General features: G+C 35.7%; 26 protein-coding genes and 1 riboswitch. Of the genes, 19 read left to right on the top strand and 7 right to left on the bottom strand.

Annotated elements, in window-relative coordinates; all coding sequences use genetic code 11:
• Positions 1-11 precede the first annotated feature (11 nt).
• Positions 12-1,496 carry an aldehyde dehydrogenase family protein gene (locus tag ACE38V_RS09860; RefSeq protein ID WP_375841072.1) on the bottom strand — a complete coding sequence of 495 codons (1,485 nt, stop codon included), beginning with the start codon at positions 1,494-1,496 and terminating at the stop codon, positions 12-14.
• Between the two features lie 245 nt (positions 1,497-1,741).
• Between ACE38V_RS09860 and ACE38V_RS09855 the strand changes: the two genes are divergently transcribed.
• Positions 1,742-2,455 (top strand): response regulator transcription factor, encoded by a 714-nt coding sequence (locus ACE38V_RS09855; protein WP_375841071.1) that lies wholly within the window; start codon positions 1,742-1,744, stop codon positions 2,453-2,455.
• Here ACE38V_RS09855 and ACE38V_RS09850 read toward each other — a convergent pair.
• On the bottom strand, positions 2,440-2,601 hold the full coding sequence (locus ACE38V_RS09850) for an anti-repressor SinI family protein (RefSeq protein WP_375841070.1): 162 nt from the start codon (positions 2,599-2,601) through the stop codon (positions 2,440-2,442). The genes ACE38V_RS09855 and ACE38V_RS09850 overlap by 16 nt on opposite strands.
• 184 nt (positions 2,602-2,785) lie before the next feature.
• Between ACE38V_RS09850 and ACE38V_RS09845 the strand changes: the two genes are divergently transcribed.
• From ACE38V_RS09845 to ACE38V_RS09820, 6 genes are all read left to right on the top strand, one after another.
• Positions 2,786-3,157, top strand: coding sequence for a hypothetical protein (locus tag ACE38V_RS09845; protein WP_375841069.1), 372 nt, complete (start codon positions 2,786-2,788; stop codon positions 3,155-3,157).
• A 1-nt stretch (position 3,158) separates the two neighbouring features.
• Positions 3,159-3,260, top strand: a complete 102-nt coding sequence (locus tag ACE38V_RS09840; RefSeq protein WP_375841068.1) for a YjcZ family sporulation protein — start codon at positions 3,159-3,161, stop codon at positions 3,258-3,260.
• 22 nt (positions 3,261-3,282) lie between these two features.
• Positions 3,283-3,402 carry a YjcZ family sporulation protein gene (locus ACE38V_RS09835; protein WP_375841066.1) on the top strand — a complete coding sequence of 40 codons (120 nt, stop codon included), beginning with the start codon at positions 3,283-3,285 and terminating at the stop codon, positions 3,400-3,402.
• Positions 3,403-3,534: 132 nt separating this feature from the next.
• Positions 3,535-3,744 (top strand): YozQ family protein, encoded by a 210-nt coding sequence (locus ACE38V_RS09830; RefSeq protein WP_375841065.1) that lies wholly within the window; start codon positions 3,535-3,537, stop codon positions 3,742-3,744.
• Between the two features lie 37 nt (positions 3,745-3,781).
• Complete coding sequence (locus tag ACE38V_RS09825; RefSeq protein WP_375841064.1) at positions 3,782-3,943, top strand: hypothetical protein; 162 nt, start codon at positions 3,782-3,784, stop codon at positions 3,941-3,943.
• Positions 3,944-4,063: 120 nt separating this feature from the next.
• A complete protein-coding gene (locus ACE38V_RS09820) occupies positions 4,064-4,315 on the top strand; it encodes a cold-inducible protein YdjO-related protein (protein WP_375841063.1) in 252 nt (83 codons plus the stop codon).
• A 332-nt stretch (positions 4,316-4,647) separates the two neighbouring features.
• Here ACE38V_RS09820 and ACE38V_RS09815 read toward each other — a convergent pair whose 3' ends face one another.
• Positions 4,648-4,848, bottom strand: coding sequence for a hypothetical protein (locus ACE38V_RS09815; RefSeq protein ID WP_375841062.1), 201 nt, complete (start codon positions 4,846-4,848; stop codon positions 4,648-4,650).
• 178 nt (positions 4,849-5,026) lie between these two features.
• Positions 5,027-5,206, top strand: a riboswitch (Lysine riboswitch).
• A gap of 121 nt (positions 5,207-5,327) precedes the next feature.
• Between ACE38V_RS09815 and ACE38V_RS09810 the strand changes: the two genes are divergently transcribed.
• Positions 5,328-6,755: an amino acid permease gene (locus ACE38V_RS09810; protein WP_375841061.1), complete on the top strand. Its 1,428-nt coding sequence runs from the start codon at positions 5,328-5,330 to the stop codon at positions 6,753-6,755.
• 93 nt (positions 6,756-6,848) lie between these two features.
• Here the strand turns inward: ACE38V_RS09810 and yhfH are convergent, their stop codons facing one another.
• Complete coding sequence (yhfH, locus tag ACE38V_RS09805) at positions 6,849-6,983, bottom strand: protein YhfH (protein ID WP_375841060.1); 135 nt, start codon at positions 6,981-6,983, stop codon at positions 6,849-6,851.
• Between the two features lie 265 nt (positions 6,984-7,248).
• Here yhfH and ACE38V_RS09800 point away from each other — a divergent pair, with 265 nt between their 5' ends.
• The 7 genes from ACE38V_RS09800 to ACE38V_RS09770 all read left to right on the top strand — a co-directional run bounded on the left by ACE38V_RS09800 (position 7,249) and on the right by ACE38V_RS09770 (position 13,460).
• Positions 7,249-9,402, top strand: coding sequence for a PAS domain S-box protein (locus tag ACE38V_RS09800; RefSeq protein WP_375841059.1), 2,154 nt, complete (start codon positions 7,249-7,251; stop codon positions 9,400-9,402).
• Positions 9,403-9,524: 122 nt separating this feature from the next.
• Complete coding sequence (locus tag ACE38V_RS09795; protein WP_375841058.1) at positions 9,525-9,728, top strand: DUF1657 domain-containing protein; 204 nt, start codon at positions 9,525-9,527, stop codon at positions 9,726-9,728.
• Between the two features lie 78 nt (positions 9,729-9,806).
• Positions 9,807-10,013 (top strand): DUF1657 domain-containing protein, encoded by a 207-nt coding sequence (locus ACE38V_RS09790; RefSeq protein ID WP_375841057.1) that lies wholly within the window; start codon positions 9,807-9,809, stop codon positions 10,011-10,013.
• A 14-nt stretch (positions 10,014-10,027) separates the two neighbouring features.
• Positions 10,028-10,888: a DUF421 domain-containing protein gene (locus tag ACE38V_RS09785; protein WP_375841056.1), complete on the top strand. Its 861-nt coding sequence runs from the start codon at positions 10,028-10,030 to the stop codon at positions 10,886-10,888.
• 199 nt (positions 10,889-11,087) lie between these two features.
• Entirely contained in the window at positions 11,088-11,816 is a 729-nt protein-coding gene (locus ACE38V_RS09780) for a LysM peptidoglycan-binding domain-containing protein (RefSeq protein ID WP_375841055.1), read from the top strand.
• Between the two features lie 162 nt (positions 11,817-11,978).
• Positions 11,979-12,551 carry a YkoP family protein gene (locus ACE38V_RS09775; RefSeq protein ID WP_375841054.1) on the top strand — a complete coding sequence of 191 codons (573 nt, stop codon included), beginning with the start codon at positions 11,979-11,981 and terminating at the stop codon, positions 12,549-12,551.
• An 84-nt stretch (positions 12,552-12,635) separates the two neighbouring features.
• Positions 12,636-13,460: a metallophosphoesterase gene (locus tag ACE38V_RS09770; RefSeq protein ID WP_375841053.1), complete on the top strand. Its 825-nt coding sequence runs from the start codon at positions 12,636-12,638 to the stop codon at positions 13,458-13,460.
• 51 nt (positions 13,461-13,511) lie between these two features.
• On the opposite strand, the gene ACE38V_RS09765 is transcribed toward ACE38V_RS09770, so the two are convergent.
• A complete protein-coding gene (locus tag ACE38V_RS09765; RefSeq protein ID WP_375841052.1) occupies positions 13,512-13,763 on the bottom strand; it encodes a sigma-G-dependent sporulation-specific acid-soluble spore protein CsgA in 252 nt (83 codons plus the stop codon).
• A 484-nt stretch (positions 13,764-14,247) separates the two neighbouring features.
• Between ACE38V_RS09765 and ACE38V_RS09760 the strand changes: the two genes are divergently transcribed.
• Positions 14,248-14,451, top strand: coding sequence for a YbxH family protein (locus tag ACE38V_RS09760; RefSeq protein WP_375841051.1), 204 nt, complete (start codon positions 14,248-14,250; stop codon positions 14,449-14,451).
• Between the two features lie 36 nt (positions 14,452-14,487).
• On the opposite strand, the gene ACE38V_RS09755 is transcribed toward ACE38V_RS09760, so the two are convergent.
• A complete protein-coding gene (locus ACE38V_RS09755) occupies positions 14,488-14,679 on the bottom strand; it encodes a hypothetical protein (RefSeq protein ID WP_375841050.1) in 192 nt (63 codons plus the stop codon).
• 125 nt (positions 14,680-14,804) lie between these two features.
• On the bottom strand, positions 14,805-15,137 hold the full coding sequence (locus ACE38V_RS09750; RefSeq protein WP_375841049.1) for a winged helix-turn-helix transcriptional regulator: 333 nt from the start codon (positions 15,135-15,137) through the stop codon (positions 14,805-14,807).
• Between the two features lie 150 nt (positions 15,138-15,287).
• Between ACE38V_RS09750 and ACE38V_RS09745 the strand changes: the two genes are divergently transcribed.
• The 3 genes from ACE38V_RS09745 (at position 15,288) to ACE38V_RS09735 (ending at position 17,009) form a co-directional block, all read left to right on the top strand.
• Positions 15,288-16,055 carry a DODA-type extradiol aromatic ring-opening family dioxygenase gene (locus ACE38V_RS09745; protein ID WP_375841048.1) on the top strand — a complete coding sequence of 256 codons (768 nt, stop codon included), beginning with the start codon at positions 15,288-15,290 and terminating at the stop codon, positions 16,053-16,055.
• A 129-nt stretch (positions 16,056-16,184) separates the two neighbouring features.
• Positions 16,185-16,487: an iron-sulfur cluster assembly accessory protein gene (locus ACE38V_RS09740; protein WP_375841047.1), complete on the top strand. Its 303-nt coding sequence runs from the start codon at positions 16,185-16,187 to the stop codon at positions 16,485-16,487.
• Between the two features lie 81 nt (positions 16,488-16,568).
• Complete coding sequence (locus ACE38V_RS09735) at positions 16,569-17,009, top strand: peptidylprolyl isomerase (protein ID WP_375841046.1); 441 nt, start codon at positions 16,569-16,571, stop codon at positions 17,007-17,009.
• Positions 17,010-17,059 lie beyond the last annotated feature (50 nt).

Genomic DNA, 17,059 nt, shown 5'->3' with positions numbered 1-17,059 from the left:
TCAAACACTTATTAATTTGTTGCTATCCAAACGCTTTTAACTTCAGTGTAGTTGTTTAGTGCGTATGAACCCATTTCACGACCCATACCAGATTGCTTATAGCCACCGAACGGAGAAGCCGCATCAAAGGCGTTGTAGCAGTTAACCCAAACTGTACCAGCCCGAAGATTATTGGCAATATAATGAGCTTTCGTTACGTCCTGAGTCCAAACACCTGCAGCAAGTCCATATTGAGTATTGTTTGCCCGAGCAATCAATTCGTCTAAATCTTCATATGGTAATGCGGAAATAACAGGGCCAAAGATTTCCTCTTTAGCAATCGTCATTTCATCACGGACATTGGCAAAAATGGTAGGGGAGACGAAATAGCCCTCTTCCCGAGGATTAATTCCACCAATAAGTAGCTCTGCTCCTTCATTTATTCCTTTTTCAATATAGCCAAGTACTCGATTTTGTTGTTCAGTAGAGACCAGTGGTCCGATTTCTGTATCGGGTTGTGCACCTGCCCCTTGTTTTATTTTTTTTGCATGACTCACCATATCGGCAACGACGTAATCAAATTGTTTCTTTTGGATAAATACGCGGGAGCCAGCGCAGCAAACTTGGCCTTGGTTAAACATAACTCCGTTAAGCGCTCCAGGAATTGCTTTGGATAAATCCGCATCCGGTAAAATAATATTTGGGGATTTACCGCCTAATTCTAGTGTAACCCGTTTCAGTGTTTTTGCTGCTTTTTCCATTATGAGTTTTCCGACTTCAGTTGAACCCGTAAAAGCAATTTTATCGACAAGTGGATGATCCACTAAAGGTTGACCAGCTGTTTCCCCAAATCCTGGGACAATATTAATAACTCCAGTAGGGAATCCAGCTTCTTCAATTAATTCGGCAAGATATAGGGCAGATAGAGGGGTTTGTTCTGCTGGTTTTAACACAACTGTACATCCTGTAGCAAGCGCCGCGCCAAGTTTCCACATCGCCATTAATAGCGGGAAGTTCCATGGAATGATTTGTCCAACAACACCAACTGCTTCGTGGCGAGTGTAATTAAAGAATGGGCCATTTACCGGAATGGTTTGACCGACGATTTTCGTTGACCAACCGGCATAGTAACGCATATGTTCTATTGCTAAAGGTACATCAGCAGCTGTTGTTTCCCTGATTGGCTTTCCATTATCTAATGTTTCTAATAATGCCAGTTCATCTTTATGCTCTTCCATTAAGTCTGCGAGCTTATACATAAGTCTTGAGCGTGCGGCAGATCCAATTTTAGACCAAGGACCTTCATCAAATGCCTTGCGAGCAGCCTTTACCGCTTTATCTATGTCTTCAGCTCCAGATTCAAAAACAACCGCTAATACTTCTCCAGTGGCAGGATTATACGTTTCAAAAGTCTTTTGTGAAGCGCTTTCAACAAATTTCCCGTTGATATAAAGCTTTTTCTTTCCAGCTAAAAACTTTTCCAATCTTTCACTCACTTGCACTGCAACTTGACTCATCTAATTCCTCCCTAAAAATAGTATTATATGTAACTCAAAAGATGGAAGGTGTAAACTCTAGGAAGTTTACAATTTTATCCTAACATTAATAAAAACTGGGAATCAATGAAAAATAGAGTAAATATTCTGATAATAAGCGACAGCGTTTTTCGACAAGTAAAAATATTGTTAAATTATCAGAAAAATTGCAGGAAATTCATTTTTTTATCGTAATATAAAATTTACTGAAAGTTAGGAGGATAAAAATGATAAGCGACAAAATACTTATCGTGGATGATGATGCTGATTTAGTCGAAGTCATAAAACAGTATCTATTAATAGAAGGTTTCAAAGTTGAATGGGCATCCGTTGGAACGAAGGCTATTACGTTCATCGATGATTTTCAACCAGACTTAATCATTTTAGATGTGATGATGCCTGGTTTCGACGGTTATGATACTTGCCAAGCCATTAGAACAAAATCAAACGTGCCAATCCTATTTTTAAGTGCCAAAGAAGAGGATATTGATAAGATATTGGGCTTAAGGATTGGTGGAGATGATTATATGACCAAGCCATTTAGTTCAGGAGAATTGATCGCACGCATCAAGGCTCATTTACGAAGAGGACGAATGATGTCTCAATCTTTAGAGACTCGTGTGAGAAATTCTTTATTAGAGTTTCCAGGGCTGTCCATCGATTTGCAAAGTTGTGTTGTAAAAGTAGATGGAAGACCTGTGAATCTTCCTGTTAAGGAATTTCAATTGTTAAAGATTTTTGCAGAGAATGTAGAGCGAGTATACAGTGTTGAGCAATTATTTCAACTCATTTGGGGAGAGGATAGTCTAGGTGATAACCGAACAGTAATGGTCCACATTAGCAATTTACGAAAAAAAATTGAACCGAATCCGGCAAAGCCAAAATATCTACTTACCGTAAGAGGGATTGACTACAAATTTAATGGTCATTTAACAAACTGATGTGGTTGTCTAATAAATTGTAATATATCCTCTTTAGCCAATCCTATTTGTTTTGATTCTGTAATAAGCTCTACCCATTCTGGATCGGGAGAATTTGTTTTTTTGGTAGAGATGGCTTCTTTAGAGTTTTTTTGAAACTGGTTCATCTTTTCGTACACCCGCCTTCATTAATTGTTGTCATTTAAGTATATTAAAGTTCGTTCTATAACTTTCATTCAATTTTATTTAAAGTTTCATTAAATATTTTTAAATAGTCTGAAAAAATTATTTTATTGCACCTAAAATTGGTGATGGATTTGTTCCATTTTAATGAGGTAGGTGATTTTTTTTATGCTGCCAAGGTACCATATTACTCGTTTAATTGAGAAAAATAATTTTTGGATATTAAATGAGAGGATTTCAATTGCTGAGCAAAAGCATGTTTTAATTGCGGTTATTAATATTAAAACGAAAAATGCGAGCACGATTGAAGCTATTTTGAAGGCTTATGGAGAGATAAGGAATTGGAACTTTAGAGGTTTTCTTGTTCCAATCGAAATCGAAAGAAAAGAGAAGGATATTTATCTGATTTTTCAACAGACAGGGATTGTTTCCTTTGGAAGGATTCATTTTTTTATACAAAACTTTTTTATTGGATATGAGCCCATACCAAAACACCTTTACCCACATACAATACGGATAGATGTCATGGGAGGTGGATAACATGAGTGCAGGTGTAGGATACGGCGGCGGCTTCGCTTTAATTGTAGTTTTGTTCATTCTTTTAATCATTGTGGGTTCCGCATATGTAGGTTGGGGATTCTAAACTAACGAAAGGAAGTGCTTATATGCCGTACGGTTATGGATATGGTTGTGGCTATGGCGGTGGATATGGATACGGCGGTGGCTTTGTTTTAATCGTCGTCTTATTTATCCTGTTAATAATTGTTGGAGCTGCATGGCTCTAATTTGAAAATAGTAATGAAATGGAAACCCTTTGATAAATGATGATCAAAGGGTTTTTCTATCTGTACCTCTTCGTATGATATTTCCTTTTTTGTATAAAATAACATTATTCCAACATGAAAGGGGCTGCTGTTTTGAAGGGGAAAAATCAAAACAATGACTACCCAGTTGCAAATCGAGTGTATCAATCGGAAGATTATCAACGGAAGGACGAGGTATCTTCAGGTTTAGCGACAACCCATGAGCAAGTGAGCGATACCTTTACAGAGGGTGAAATTCAATCGGTAATAGAGAACGTAAATGGAAAGGAAATGGGAATACCAAGAAAGGGCTCTGAAGAATAATGTAATAACAAGAAAATGGAAAGGAAGGTGATGGAAAATGACGCCAAGGGATGCCCAGGATGATATGAGTCAATATCAAATGCCTGAAGCCTTAAGAGAAAAAAGACACGCGAGCTACCGAGTAGGCTATAATGCTACCACTGGCAATCAAACTCCAGGTGAGCCTGATTTAGGTAAACGTTCTGATTTAAAAAATTAGGAAGAAGCAGTCATAGGACAAGCTTCTTTTTCATTTGCTCCACTTTTCGAGGGATTCAATTCCGATAGGCGGCATAGGTTGGAATTTATAAGCATATCATTATAATTGGATGAATTAGTAATGTTTTTCCTTATTTTGGTTTATACTATTAGTAGAGGTTTTGAAGCTAATAAGGGGGCGTTGTCGATTTTTTTTAATAAAAAAGGTCAAGATGATAAACCGGAAATGATCATGATGGATGTTGAAGTATATTCTTGTTTGGATGAAAATTGTAAAGGATGGATGAGAAAAGATTTCGCCTCTAATGATTTAAGATGTCCGCTATGTGGAAATGAAACTTCCGTGGAGATACGAGAACTTCCGAAAATTTAATGGAATTATTTTTTTGATTGAACCCACCAGGAGCTTTATAGCTTTGGTGGGTTTTTAGTGTTATAAGGGAATGGGGAGTTTCCATTTATCATAAAAGCTCTAATATCAGGCTATTAGCTAGCAAAGAGACAGAATATAAATTCAAGTGAAGAGGATAGAGGAATCATTTTTTTGACCTTCCATTTTTTTATCAACTACCTTAATACAAGATATTGCAATCTAATTTAAGCTGTATACGTCAATATTTGTACGAACATATTCACTGCAAAATTTATGATAAAATTCTATTTAGGAACGAACAAAAGTATAATGAAACATTTACTAAGCCCCGTCTACAAGGCATTATTTTCATTCTGCTGTCCCAATTCTTTTTTCGTAAAAATAGCATTAGCTTCCTCTAGGTTTTTGTGGGCATTGACAGAATCTCCGGCGATTGCTTTTAGATTGGGAAAATGCCCATCGGTATCGACGGTGAAATTTGTTTCCTTTGGTGCTTTTGTAAGAAATTTCTTTTCATCAGACCACGCAACCAATTTATTCACTCCTTTTGTTTATTAAGTTTATTCTCTCACCATTTTTGGATTTTCATGGAGGAAATGAGTGGAAATAACGTTATATTTTACTTTTTTAGAATACTTTTATTCATTGACAATGCCCCGCCTTTCTAGTAAGCTAGCCTCGTAACTGAATTGATAATTCCTCATCAGCTAAAGATGAGTTAGAGGCGCAATGCATTAAGAGTATGTTAAATGAGAGTCAGAGAGCTCTAGGACTTTAACAAAAAGGAATCATTGCCGAAGCACTAAGAATTCTCTGATGATTAGTAGCTGGGTCTGTCTTTGAATAGGAGCAGAACTGTCATAGCTTTTGTTATGATGAACTATCCATTTCCCCTGATGCGGCAGTTTAAAAGTACACCGTTAAGTGGTGTGCTTTTTTGTGCTTTTACAAATCATTGAATATTATCTCTAATTTCTAAAGCTCGAGGAAAGAAACGAGAGGAGTACTATAGATGGGTCAAAATAAAAAATTTGGACTGTGGATACTTACAGCTTTGGTTGTTGGGAACATGGTGGGATCAGGGATATTTATGCTACCGCGATCCCTTTCTGAGGTGGCGAGTCCCCTTGGTGTGTTGGGAGCTTGGTTATTAACCGGTTTGGGTGTTTTAGTGACTGTTTTAGTATTTGGAAATCTGGCGATACGAAAACCGGAGCTTTCAGGTGGACCGCAAATTTATGCAAAAGAATTATTTAAACCAGGTTCTAATGCGTCTACCCTTTCAGGGTTTATGGCAACCTGGGGGTATTGGATTGGTAACCTTGCAGGAAATATTGCGATTATTACTACCTTTGCAGGCTATCTATCCACTTTTTTCCCAATCATGACAAGTAGTGCAGAGCTTTTTAAAATTGGATCATTTACTTTAAAAGTAGGGAACGCCATTACTTTTTTAGTTTGCACATTGTTATTATGGGGTACAACAATGATTATTTTACATGGGATGGAAGGGGCAGGAAAGTTAAATTTCGCAGCAACAGCGGCAAAAGTTATTGGTTTTCTCTTGTTTATCATTATTGGTTTGTTTGCTTTTCAAAAGGCAAATATTCTTCCATTAGCTGCAGCAAGAGTAGATGATGCAGGGAATAGTATGAGTATTTTTTCTCAAATTAATAAAGCAGCGATTACGACGCTTTGGGCATTTGTTGGGGTTGAATCAGCGGTTGTTTTCGCCCCGCGTGCTAGAAAGCAAATTGATGTAAAAAGAGCATCGATTCTTGGACTTTTCATAGCGTTAGCAATTTATATTGGCATAAGCACCCTTGTGATGGGAATGCTGCCACAGGATCAATTAATTGCCTCTGATAAGCCGCTAATTGACGCGATTGAAACGATTTTAGGACCAATTGGAGCAAAATTATTGGCTGGACTTGGTCTGATTAGTTTATTTGGCTCTTCTCTTGGTTGGGTCATGTTAACTGGGGAAATCCCTTTTCAAGCAGCAAAGCACGGGATTTTTATTCCTCAGTTTGGAAAAGAAAACCAAAAGGGAATTCCAAAGTTTTCTATCATTGTTACAAATATGATTGGACAATTATTTATTTTTTCTACGGTCTCCAATTCTATTTCCCAGGCCTTTGATTTTATTATTTATATTGCAACCTTATCTTATCTTGTTCCATATTTCATATCTTCAGTGTTCCAGCTTAAATTAGTTGTCACAGGAGAGACGTATCATAATAGTAAGAAGGCAAGATGGATGGACGGAATCATCGCATTCTTGGCTACGATTTATTCAGTTTGGGTCATTTATGCAGGGACGGCCGATATTAAGATATTTACTTTTGGTGTCGTTTTAATTGCAAGTGGCATTATCTTTTCTCGTCAAGTGTTGAAAAAGGGGAATGAAAAGATGAAGAAGGAAAATTCAAAAGTTTAATCCACATAAATATAAAAAGAAAATGAGCCTCTTTCAGTGAAATGAAAGGGCTCATTTTCTTGTGTTCATAGGCATAAAAATTTCGTCCAATCTTTACTCGGATTTTTTTGCAAGACAGCGTTCACATTCTAAAAGGTATGATTCTGCTTGTTCTTCAATGGGCTGACCACACTCAGGACAAACCTTTTTTGGTAATGTGCGGAAAAACTCAACTGGACTCTGAATCATTTGTAAATCCCCCTTTGTTTTTATAATACAGTTTTTATTATTCCCTTCTGTTATAGTACAGTATACACGATTAATTTTTATTTGTGTAGACTTTTTTTGAAAATTTTCAAAAAAAATCTAATCCTTAATTTGAAGATGACAAACTTGAATAGATATGAAAGAATAATCCTATTCAAAATGAATTTATGAAGATTTTTCTTCCATATAGAGGCAGTTTCCATTACAATCATAGTAGAAACTATTGCGATAACTGGGGTGATCGTCAATGAATGAGCTCGTGTTTTCTTATAATCCTTTATTATTATTAACTGCAATTATTTTGACTTTTATTTCATCTTATACAGCGATAGATTTATTTACATTAATTGATTCTTCAGAAAGAAATAAACGTTTTTTATTTTTTGGTGGATCCTTTTCTTTAGGAATTGGAATCTGGGTGATGAATTTTATTGGGGTTTTAGCTTTGAGTCATTTTGATTCTATCATTTATAATATCCCGATTATTATTCTATCTGTTCTGTTTGGAATTTTATTAACGTGTTTTGCTTTCTATTTTGTGATCAATCGTCAGGTTAATCTGCTTCATTTAATTATTGGCAGCTGTTTTATGACAGCTGCGGTCTTTTTCATATATTTTATAGGTATGTATGGAATGAATGTTCATATCGTCTTTCATTCACTCCTGCTAGTAGTTGGGGGAATACTCATTTTTTGTTCTTCTTTTTTTGTTCTTTGGATGCTCTTTCATTCCAAAAGCTTTCTAAACTCTCATCAAGCATGGTTAAAGCCAATAAGTGCAATTATCAGTGCGGGGTCCATTATCGAGTCCCACTTTTTATTAATCAAATCATCCACTTTTTATAAGAAAGATAACTTTTTGAATAGTTCACAGACAACTGAGATCATGTATTTTGTGTTAATGCTTCTTATGATCATTATTTCGGGCATCGTTATTTCCAGTACAATCAAGAGTAAACGCTGGGCTGTATCCGATATGTATCTTAAGGATATCCAATTTGCCTTAGATGAAGCGGCCATTGTCATTATTACCAATCCTAAGGGAGTTATTATATATGCTAATGAGAAGTTTGAGGAAATTTCCAAATATAAAAGAGAAGAAATTCTTGGACAAACTCATCGCTTAGTGAATTCAGGCTACCATAATAAAGAATTCTTTCGTGAGATGTGGGATAAGATCTCAGCAGGAAAGGTTTGGAAGGGAGAAATTCGTAACCGAGCAAAAGATGGGAGCTTTTATTGGGTGAACACAACGATAGTCCCTCTTTTGAACGCAAAAGGGAAGCCTTATCAATATGTTTCCATTCGGACGGATATAACGAAAAAGAAAGAGAATGAGGAAAGTTTAAAAAATACCTTAAAAGAAATCAGTGATATAAAATTCGCTTTAGATCAAGCTTCCATTGTAGCTTTCACAGATGCATTGGGAGTCATTACAAATGTAAATGCTAAATTCTGTGAAATATCCGGTTATACACGTGAAGAGTTAATCGGGAAAAATCACAATATTCTTAATTCTGGGTTCCATACTAAGGCCTATTTTAAGGAGCTATGGAAAACAATTGGAGAGGGTTATGTTTGGAGAGGGGAAATTCGGAATCGGGCCAAAGATGGTCACAATTACTGGGTCGACACCACGATAGTCCCTTTTCTAGATGATGCAGGGCGCCCTTATCAATATCTAGCTATTCGAAGTGACATTACGGAAAAAAAGAAAACAGAGGAAATTCTGCATCGGCAGGACAAGCTCGCTGCAGTGGGCCAATTAGCAGCAGGCGTTGCCCATGAAATTCGTAATCCTTTAACCTCTATGAAGGGCTATGCAGAGTTTTTACTTGATACGGAAGTGGATGATCAGCGAAAAGAATTTATCGATATTATTTTAGATGAAATTGACCGGGTCAATCAGATCGTCGAGGATTTCATGGTGCTTGCTAAACCGAAAACAGCTCAATTGGAAGAAAAAAATATTATTCCGATTATCCAAAATGTGCTATCACTATTAGAGTTTGAAGCACGGAAGAAGAAAGTGGAGGTTTTTTTTGAAGCGGATCATGAAATTATCATGATTGAATGTGATGAAGATCGTTTAAAGCAGGTTTTTCTTAATTTTATCAAAAATGGAATAGAAGCGATGCCAAATGGCGGGCAATTAACTGTTAAAGTCAATATCCATGAAAATCAAGTTCAAATCTTGATTCAAGACACTGGGGTAGGGATTCCTCAGGAAAAATTAAAGAATATAGGAGAGCCATTTTTTACTACAAAGGAAAATGGCAATGGGCTCGGACTTATGGTGAGTTTTAAGATAATTGAAAGCCATCATGGTAAGGTATTCATTGAGAGCGAACAAGATAAAGGAACCACCTTTAGTATTATTTTACCAACGAAAACAGCCTAATGTTTAAGGTAAATAATCGCTTTTGGAAAAAATTACAATTTTATTCTTGCACATTGAACCCATCTTTTTAGAAATAATATGTTCTGTACGATGTACATTATTATTGAAAAGAGGGAAAATACATGACAGTTGGATCACAAGTAAAACAAACGATTGCAGGTTTGAAAAGTGCACAAGCAAATTTTGAAACCTTCGCCCTAGGAACGGAAAATAAAAATGCAAAGCAAATTTATCAACAGGCTGCTAAGCAAACTCAGTCAATTATTGACAGTATTCAACCACGTTTGCAAGAAATTGAGCAAGAAGAACCACAATATAAACAATAGTTGAATAAGACCGATGAGAAGACTCTAGTCCTGAGTCTTCTTGTTACCTATTACGGAATACATAAAGGAGAATAGGACATGACAATTGCTTCAAATGTGAATCAATGTATTGCAACTTTAAAAGGAATTGAAGCGCAATTATCAAGTCTTGCCATGAATGCGCAAGTGGATGAGGTTCAAAAGGTATTTCACGAGACAATGCTTGTCATTCATGAAATCCAAAGAGACATGAATAAACGGAAAACGGAACTTGAATTAGAAGAGCCGCAATATAAACCATCATAGATAGAGGTGATGAGATGTCAGATTGGTATGAGGTTACCCTGCGATCCTTTCTTTATTTGATTACTTTACTTATCATGACAAGAATCATTGGGAAGAAACAGCTATCTGAATTATCCTTATTCGAATATATTTCAGGAATCACAATGGGTAGTATTGCAGGAGAAGTCATATTAGGGTTAGATGGCAATATCTTTCATGGAGTTTTGGCCATAGGAATTTTTGGAATTGTGACCGTATTGGTGGATATTTTAACGATGAAAAGTAAAAAAATGCGTGAGCTTATTGATGGAAGAGCAACTGTATTAATTAAAGATGGTAAAATCATGGAAGATAATCTAAAGAAGGAAAAATATACCATTGATGAATTAACCTCCCTTCTAAGACAAAAAGATGTTTTTCGAGTGGCTGATGTCGAATTTGCCGTCCTTGAACCTAAAGGCGACTTAAGTGTCCTTCTAAAAAGAGAAAAGCAACCGCTTACACCAAAGGATATGAATATGTTAGTTGCAGAAGAGAAAGAACCGCACACTGTTATTATGGATGGGGCTATCCTTGATGAACCACTATCTGCCTCTGGTAAAACAAGAAAATGGCTAACTCAAGAATTAGATAAATTGGGTGTCACTCTTGATAATGTTTTTTTTGCACAAATTGATTCGTACGGTGAGCTGACCATTGATATATACAATGATAAATTAAAGGTTGCAAGTCCAGTGCAAAGGCCATTACTTCTTGCGATGATGAAAAAATGTCAGGCAGATTTAGAGCTATTCGCTTTAAGTACGAATTCTGAGCAAGCCAAACAAATGTATAATAAAAATGCTGAAAAATTGACGGAATGTATTAGACGGTGTAAGCCATTTTTAACCTCTTAACTAAAAAAGCATATTTGGAAGAGCATCCATAATGATGCTCTTTTTCTAATATATGGTACAGAAAGCAGCTGTAGTAATAGAACTGTAACATATCTGTTATATGCGTCATGGAATTAATATATGCCTGTTCTTTAAATGAAATATATATTTGCTATGATTAATCTTGAGATAGCGAAACAAGAATCGGGAGGTTTTTCAAGTGAAGAAAGCTTTACTAGCGATTTTGGCAGCCGCTACCATCACCAGTTCCTTTGCAGTGTCGGCACAAGCAGCAGAAGTTACAGTGAAGAAAGGAGACACACTCTCTGGTTTTTCAAAGAAATATCATGTCTCTGTTTCTGATTTAAAAAAATGGAACCATCTAAAATCGGATAAAATTATCATAGGTGAAAAATTAGAAGTTTCACCAGTTCAAAGATACATAGTAAAGTCTGGGGATACGATTTCCGGCATTGCTAAGAAATATCACGTGTCTTCAAGTTCTATCATGAAATGGAATAAATTAAAGTCTGATAGAATTTATCCTGGACAAAAATTGATTGTGAATTCAAGTCAAGTAATCACTGTATCAAAAGCTGCAACAGCAACTTCTGCCAAAAAAGCAACAGCAACAAAAACCGCTGTTACAAAAAAATCATCTAAAGAAATTGTAGTGACAGCAACTGCTTACACTGCTTCATGTAAAGGATGCTCCGGGTTAACAGCGACAGGTTTTAACCTTAAGAAAAATCCTAATGCCAAAGTCATTTCTGTAGATCCAAAAGTGATCCCATTAGGCTCTAAAGTATATGTGGAAGGCTACGGCTACGCTCGTGCTGAAGATACTGGTGGTGCCATTAAAGGAAAGAAAATTGATGTCTTTGTCAAATCAAAAAAACAAGCACTTCAATGGGGACGAAAAAAAGTTAAAATAAAAATCGTCAATTAATCCTCATTTTTCATGAACAAAACTCCAGCAGTGAATCTGCTGGAGTTTTTTAGTGGAATTTGTTTGTTACAGTCAGAATGGTAATGGAAAACAAATCTGTCCTTGAATAATGACAAGTTTCTCAGGATAGAGTAACTATGAAAGGAGTTGAAAATCATTGACATGAGCCTTCGTCCTTTAATAATTATTCTATGGAACATGTTTGATCCCATTTACTTCTTGTTTACTCGGCTACACTATATTCCATCAACAACTGAGAAACCGTGTGTTTTTCGTGTACGCATCACGAAATATCGTGGCAAGGATGTAATCCTCTCCGATGGAACATCAATTAAAAAGAACGATCTACTCTTAAAAATTCATCTTCATAATTCAAAAATTCTCAAGGAATCTTTAATTATTCGTCATTCACTGAAAAAGGGAAGAATGATTTATAAAATGGTTTTGAACTCCATGCCAATGCTTGCTGAATACATTGAAAAGCATCCAAAGCGAACAGATATAAAAGGAATTATCGGTGTCACAACCATTAATAAAGGAGTAAAAACATTGGGATTTGATCTTGTATTTCCATCAAATAAATTTTATCAAATTATGAAAAGATTGATGCAATTTCCTATTTATTTGCTTTCGTCTTCATCCTTTTCCATTGAACAGTTAAAGAAAAGTAAACCAGTTTATCTTTTTATGTCAAAAGATAAACTTAGTCATAAATACTTAAAATTTAAAGTCTAATCAAATAAAAGGAAAAGGGAAATTCTCCATCAACTCCCACTATCCAATCCCCCCAACACCTAATATACTTTAAAGGGAGGGGGGATGAACGTGTTATTTTTTTGTTTGATTGCAGCCATTCTACTTTTCAGTCTACTCTTGTTTAGGGCATATCAAAATACAAAAGATGTTGTGATAAATACGATCACAATGTTCCATTCAAAAATCGAGCTGAACCAAAATCATTTCACCATTTTGCACTTATCCGATATCCATCTTGAAAATATATCCATCACTCCAGAAGAACTGTATGAAAAAATTTCCAATCAAAAGATCGATTTCATAGCCCTAACTGGAGATTTTCTTGACCGTAAAAGAAGTATTCCCAAAATAGTTCCATATCTAAAAGTATTAAAAAAAGCAAATCCAACATATGGAATCTTTGCAGTATTTGGGAATCATGATTATTTCTTACGAACGGCGAATTTTCAACGTTTGCAGCAAACACTTGAAGAAAATGGTTGCCATACTTTGAGGAATGAACATTTGTCACTTGAAATTAATGGAGAACTAGTCAATATTATTGGAATTGATGATTATAGCACGAACCGAAGTGATATTCAAAAGGCCTATAAAGAATTGCCAAAAGGATACAACTTAATCATTACACATGATCCAAATATCGTGTTAGATCTAGAAGATTATCATTATGATTATCTATTATCCGGCCATTTCCATGGGGGACAAATTCATTGGCCGAAACCTTATCATTTATTGAAAATGGGTAAACTTGTCCGTAAAAACATGGTTAAAGGATTGCATTATCATGATGGAAAGCCTTTTTATATTAGTGAAGGTTTAGGGCAAACAGGGGTTAATATCAGGGTTGGAAGCAGACCTGAGATTACTATCCATGATATTTCCGTGTAAAAAAAAAGAGCAGGTTATGAGAGATATGACAACCTAGCTCTGTTTTTTTAATCATATTAATAATTCATATACCTCATTTAGCTGATATGCCCTTTTCCTATCATTTACCTCATTTGCATGTTTAATTTCATCAGGCAAGATTTTATTTAAAAAGGCAATTTCTTCTTCTTGTAGATCACGGATAAATTCATCCTCTGAATGATAGGAATATTTTTGGATTCTTTTGTAAATATGTTGGGATATTGAATCACGATCCATGTAATTTGATAAAATTTCCCTTAAATATCCAAGCGTACGGTCCATGTTTATCTACTCCTCAAAAAAGTCTTTGATGGCTTTCTTATACTTAAAAAAAGTATAAATTGGCAGCAATGATGAAAATTCGACGTAGAAGCCAATTTTAGGAATAAAGTATAAGCGCAACTACGCCTCTGTCTTCGCCTGAAGGCTTGCCAATCGGCGAGTTTTCTTTATCTGCATGGTTGGTTTGAAAATAAGGATTTTCTTCTGTTGGATCCTTTGTGTCAAGATTGGTTTTAATGACAAGCCTTGGTTCAAGTGAAGGTTAAGCTATGATCCGGTCATTTAATGAATCAAAATCTGGAATTGATTTTTTTCCAGAGCTTTGTGGCTCCATCATCTACACCTCCTCATTTTAGATTGGGAAAAACAATCAGAAATATGTATCACCTGACAAGTTGCAGATAAGGAAAATTTTGCATAAATGATTTTGCTGCAGAAAGCTGATAATAAAGATGATTGGATATGAGTGATGGGGGAGAGTCAAATGGGTGCAATTGAAAAAAATGGGCTTCGTTTTGAACCAGAGTATAGTGTCATTAAACAAAATGGGGCCATTCATGTTTATCGGGAAGGGAAATTTATTGAGGAAATTTCATTTTCTTTTCATGGGAAGTTTCCAGAACTAGGGAAAATCGAACAGCTAGTTGAGGATTATTGTGAGAAGCATGAAATAAAAAAGGAACCTTGAACCTGATTAGGGATTAAGGTTCCTTTTAGTTAGGAATTATCTTTCATAAGGGTAATCAATATGAATGCCATCTATGGATGCCGGCCTATTTTGAATATGTTCTAGTGATTCCATATAGGAATGAAATTCCTGAATTAATTGTTTAGATGCTCCTTCTTTTAAATGCCAATTTCCTGGTTCATCGACGAAATATGGACTATCCATAAAAGTTGGACGAATCCTGGGCAAGAGTCTCACCTCACTTCCTCATCAATTACTTGTAGTATGAGGCAAAAATGGTTTTGACATTCTTCTTATTGACAGTCTTTTTGTAATGATCCATTACATGCATTTTGCAAGATTTACGGCTGGATTTAGTGACTATTTTCAAGGCTGTCAGTGGAAATCCATTGGTTAGACCATTTTTCAAGTTCACGAAGAACCGGCTCAAGTGATCGCCCTTTTTCCGTTAAGGAATATTCAATTCGCACGGGCGTTTCTGGATAGACATCCCGTTTGACAATACCTTCCTTTTCTAAACTTTTTAATCTCTCCGAGAGTAATCTTCCGCTGATAGGAAGAGAAGATTCAATATGGCAAAACCGTTGCGGTCCAGAAATTAATTGATAAATAATGAGTCCTGTCCATCTCTGACCAAGAATATTCATGGCCTTTTCAAATCTAGGACATAATAAATGATGTTTCATTTGTTGCAACACCCCTTACTCTTTTATTATATATGAAATAATAGTGAAGTAACAAATTTATTAATAGGAAAAAACTTATTTGACATAAACTATTAATAAAAGTATATTTACTTACATAAAGTAAGTAAATGATTTTTGGGGGATGGAAACATGTTACCTTCTTTATTTTTAGCACATGGCTCACCCATGTTAGCGATAGAGGAAACAGAATATACAAATTTTTTGAAGTCCTTAGGGCAAAAATATCAACCAAAGGCTATTGTCATATTTAGTGCCCATTGGGAAAGTGAGCTGCATTCAATTTCTTATACCAATGATGGATATGAAACCATTTATGATTTTTATGGTTTCCCTGATGAACTTTATGCAATCAAATACCCAGCTAAAGGTTCAAAGAAAATTGCTAAATTAGTGGAAAAAAGATTTAAAGATGTAGGAATTCCGCTTCAAAGGGATACCTCTAGAGGATTGGATCACGGCTCGTGGACCCTTCTCTCAAAAATGTATCCTCATGCGGATATTCCTGTCATTCAACTTTCAATCAATCCTTTCCTAATTCCTGAAGCTCAGTATATGATAGGTGAGGCATTAAAAGGGTTGGGCAGAGAGGATATACTAGTCATCGGTAGCGGAGTAACGGTTCATAATCTACGAATGGTAAATTGGAATCAAACCACTCCAGAACCTTGGGCAGTGAAATTTGATGATTGGTTAATTGAAAAATTAGAAAAAAAAGAGCTCGCAGATTTATTCCAATATCACAAATTTGCACCGAATGCGGATTTTGCCGTTCCACGTCCTGAGCATTTCGTTCCCTTTTTTATTGCATTAGGCAGCGGATATGGTTTGGAACAAGCAAAAGTTATTCATCGAAGCTATGAATTTGGTTCACTTAGTTATCTATGCTTTGAATTTTAAAAATATCCATGTGTATCTAAGTAATTGAGATTGTTTTATCAATTTAGGATATCCAGATTTTCATTTTTTCATGATTAATGAGATAATGATACAGTAAAATTGCAAGTAAGAGGTAAAGGAGAAGACTTCATGAAAGTGAAAATGAATCGTAATGCAGCCAAAGTGTTGGCAAAAATGCTAGAGAGTGAAGCAGCGAAAGGGAAAATGATTCGTGTATATGTAACAGAAAAACATGGCGATCATGCACATTATGCAATAGATTTTGATACTCCTAATGAACATGATGAGATTGTTAAAACGGATAAGGGAATTGAAGTTATTCTTGATAAGAGAGATCCATTCCTTGATGGCGTATGGATTCAATACTTTTATGTTCCACAAGAGGAGTTCGTTGTAACGAATCCTTCAATGGGACATCATCATCACCATTAATCAAAAGAGAAGTTTTACTTTTCTTTCTAAACATACTCATGTATGATAAACATGATTTTCGATAAAAAGGAGATGTGAAGAATGGCAAAAAAAGGATACATACAAATGCAATCTGGAGATCGAATCGAATTTGATTTATTTCCTAATGAAGCACCTGGCACGGTGGCTAACTTTGAAAAATTAGCAAATTCAGGTTTTTATAATGGAGTTACCTTTCATCGTGTAATCCCTGGTTTTGTTTCTCAGGGAGGTGACCCAACAGGAACAGGTATGGGTGGCCCCGGTTATACCATTAAATGTGAAACAGAGGGAAATCCTCATAAGCATGTTGAAGGCTCTCTTTCTATGGCACATGCTGGGAAAGATACAGGCGGAAGCCAATTCTTTATTGTTCATGAACCACAACCACACTTAAATGGGGTACACACAGTGTTTGGCCAAGTAACAAAAGGAATGGAAGCTGTAAAAGCAATGAAAAATGGAGATGTAATGGAGAAAGTCGAAGTATTTGATGAAGAGTAATTATTCATGAATACATGTAAAAAACGAGATTGCTTTTTGAAAGCAATCTC

It is taken from the genome of Cytobacillus sp. Hz8 (genome assembly GCF_042263505.1).
Taxonomy (GTDB): domain Bacteria; phylum Bacillota; class Bacilli; order Bacillales; family Cytobacillaceae; genus Bacillus_BE.
This window is presented reverse-complemented; position numbering and strand designations above follow the sequence as displayed.

Coding starts and splice junctions, on each gene's coding strand:
- ACE38V_RS09735 (WP_375841046.1), top strand. CDS start 16,569: ATGGCAAAAAAAGGATACATACAAATGCAATCTGGAGATCGAATCGAA.
- ACE38V_RS09800 (WP_375841059.1), top strand. CDS start 7,249: ATGAATGAGCTCGTGTTTTCTTATAATCCTTTATTATTATTAACTGCA.
- ACE38V_RS09855 (WP_375841071.1), top strand. CDS start 1,742: ATGATAAGCGACAAAATACTTATCGTGGATGATGATGCTGATTTAGTC.
- ACE38V_RS09840 (WP_375841068.1), top strand. CDS start 3,159: ATGAGTGCAGGTGTAGGATACGGCGGCGGCTTCGCTTTAATTGTAGTT.
- ACE38V_RS09775 (WP_375841054.1), top strand. CDS start 11,979: ATGAGCCTTCGTCCTTTAATAATTATTCTATGGAACATGTTTGATCCC.
- ACE38V_RS09860 (WP_375841072.1), bottom strand. CDS start 1,496: ATGAGTCAAGTTGCAGTGCAAGTGAGTGAAAGATTGGAAAAGTTTTTA.
- ACE38V_RS09835 (WP_375841066.1), top strand. CDS start 3,283: ATGCCGTACGGTTATGGATATGGTTGTGGCTATGGCGGTGGATATGGA.
- ACE38V_RS09795 (WP_375841058.1), top strand. CDS start 9,525: ATGACAGTTGGATCACAAGTAAAACAAACGATTGCAGGTTTGAAAAGT.
- ACE38V_RS09745 (WP_375841048.1), top strand. CDS start 15,288: ATGTTACCTTCTTTATTTTTAGCACATGGCTCACCCATGTTAGCGATA.
- ACE38V_RS09825 (WP_375841064.1), top strand. CDS start 3,782: ATGACGCCAAGGGATGCCCAGGATGATATGAGTCAATATCAAATGCCT.
- ACE38V_RS09785 (WP_375841056.1), top strand. CDS start 10,028: ATGTCAGATTGGTATGAGGTTACCCTGCGATCCTTTCTTTATTTGATT.
- yhfH (WP_375841060.1), bottom strand. CDS start 6,983: ATGATTCAGAGTCCAGTTGAGTTTTTCCGCACATTACCAAAAAAGGTT.
- ACE38V_RS09765 (WP_375841052.1), bottom strand. CDS start 13,763: ATGGACCGTACGCTTGGATATTTAAGGGAAATTTTATCAAATTACATG.
- ACE38V_RS09740 (WP_375841047.1), top strand. CDS start 16,185: ATGAAAGTGAAAATGAATCGTAATGCAGCCAAAGTGTTGGCAAAAATG.
- ACE38V_RS09760 (WP_375841051.1), top strand. CDS start 14,248: ATGGGTGCAATTGAAAAAAATGGGCTTCGTTTTGAACCAGAGTATAGT.
- ACE38V_RS09790 (WP_375841057.1), top strand. CDS start 9,807: ATGACAATTGCTTCAAATGTGAATCAATGTATTGCAACTTTAAAAGGA.
- ACE38V_RS09810 (WP_375841061.1), top strand. CDS start 5,328: ATGGGTCAAAATAAAAAATTTGGACTGTGGATACTTACAGCTTTGGTT.
- ACE38V_RS09750 (WP_375841049.1), bottom strand. CDS start 15,137: ATGAAACATCATTTATTATGTCCTAGATTTGAAAAGGCCATGAATATT.
- ACE38V_RS09845 (WP_375841069.1), top strand. CDS start 2,786: ATGCTGCCAAGGTACCATATTACTCGTTTAATTGAGAAAAATAATTTT.
- ACE38V_RS09820 (WP_375841063.1), top strand. CDS start 4,064: ATGTTTTTCCTTATTTTGGTTTATACTATTAGTAGAGGTTTTGAAGCT.
- ACE38V_RS09850 (WP_375841070.1), bottom strand. CDS start 2,601: ATGAACCAGTTTCAAAAAAACTCTAAAGAAGCCATCTCTACCAAAAAA.
- ACE38V_RS09770 (WP_375841053.1), top strand. CDS start 12,636: ATGAACGTGTTATTTTTTTGTTTGATTGCAGCCATTCTACTTTTCAGT.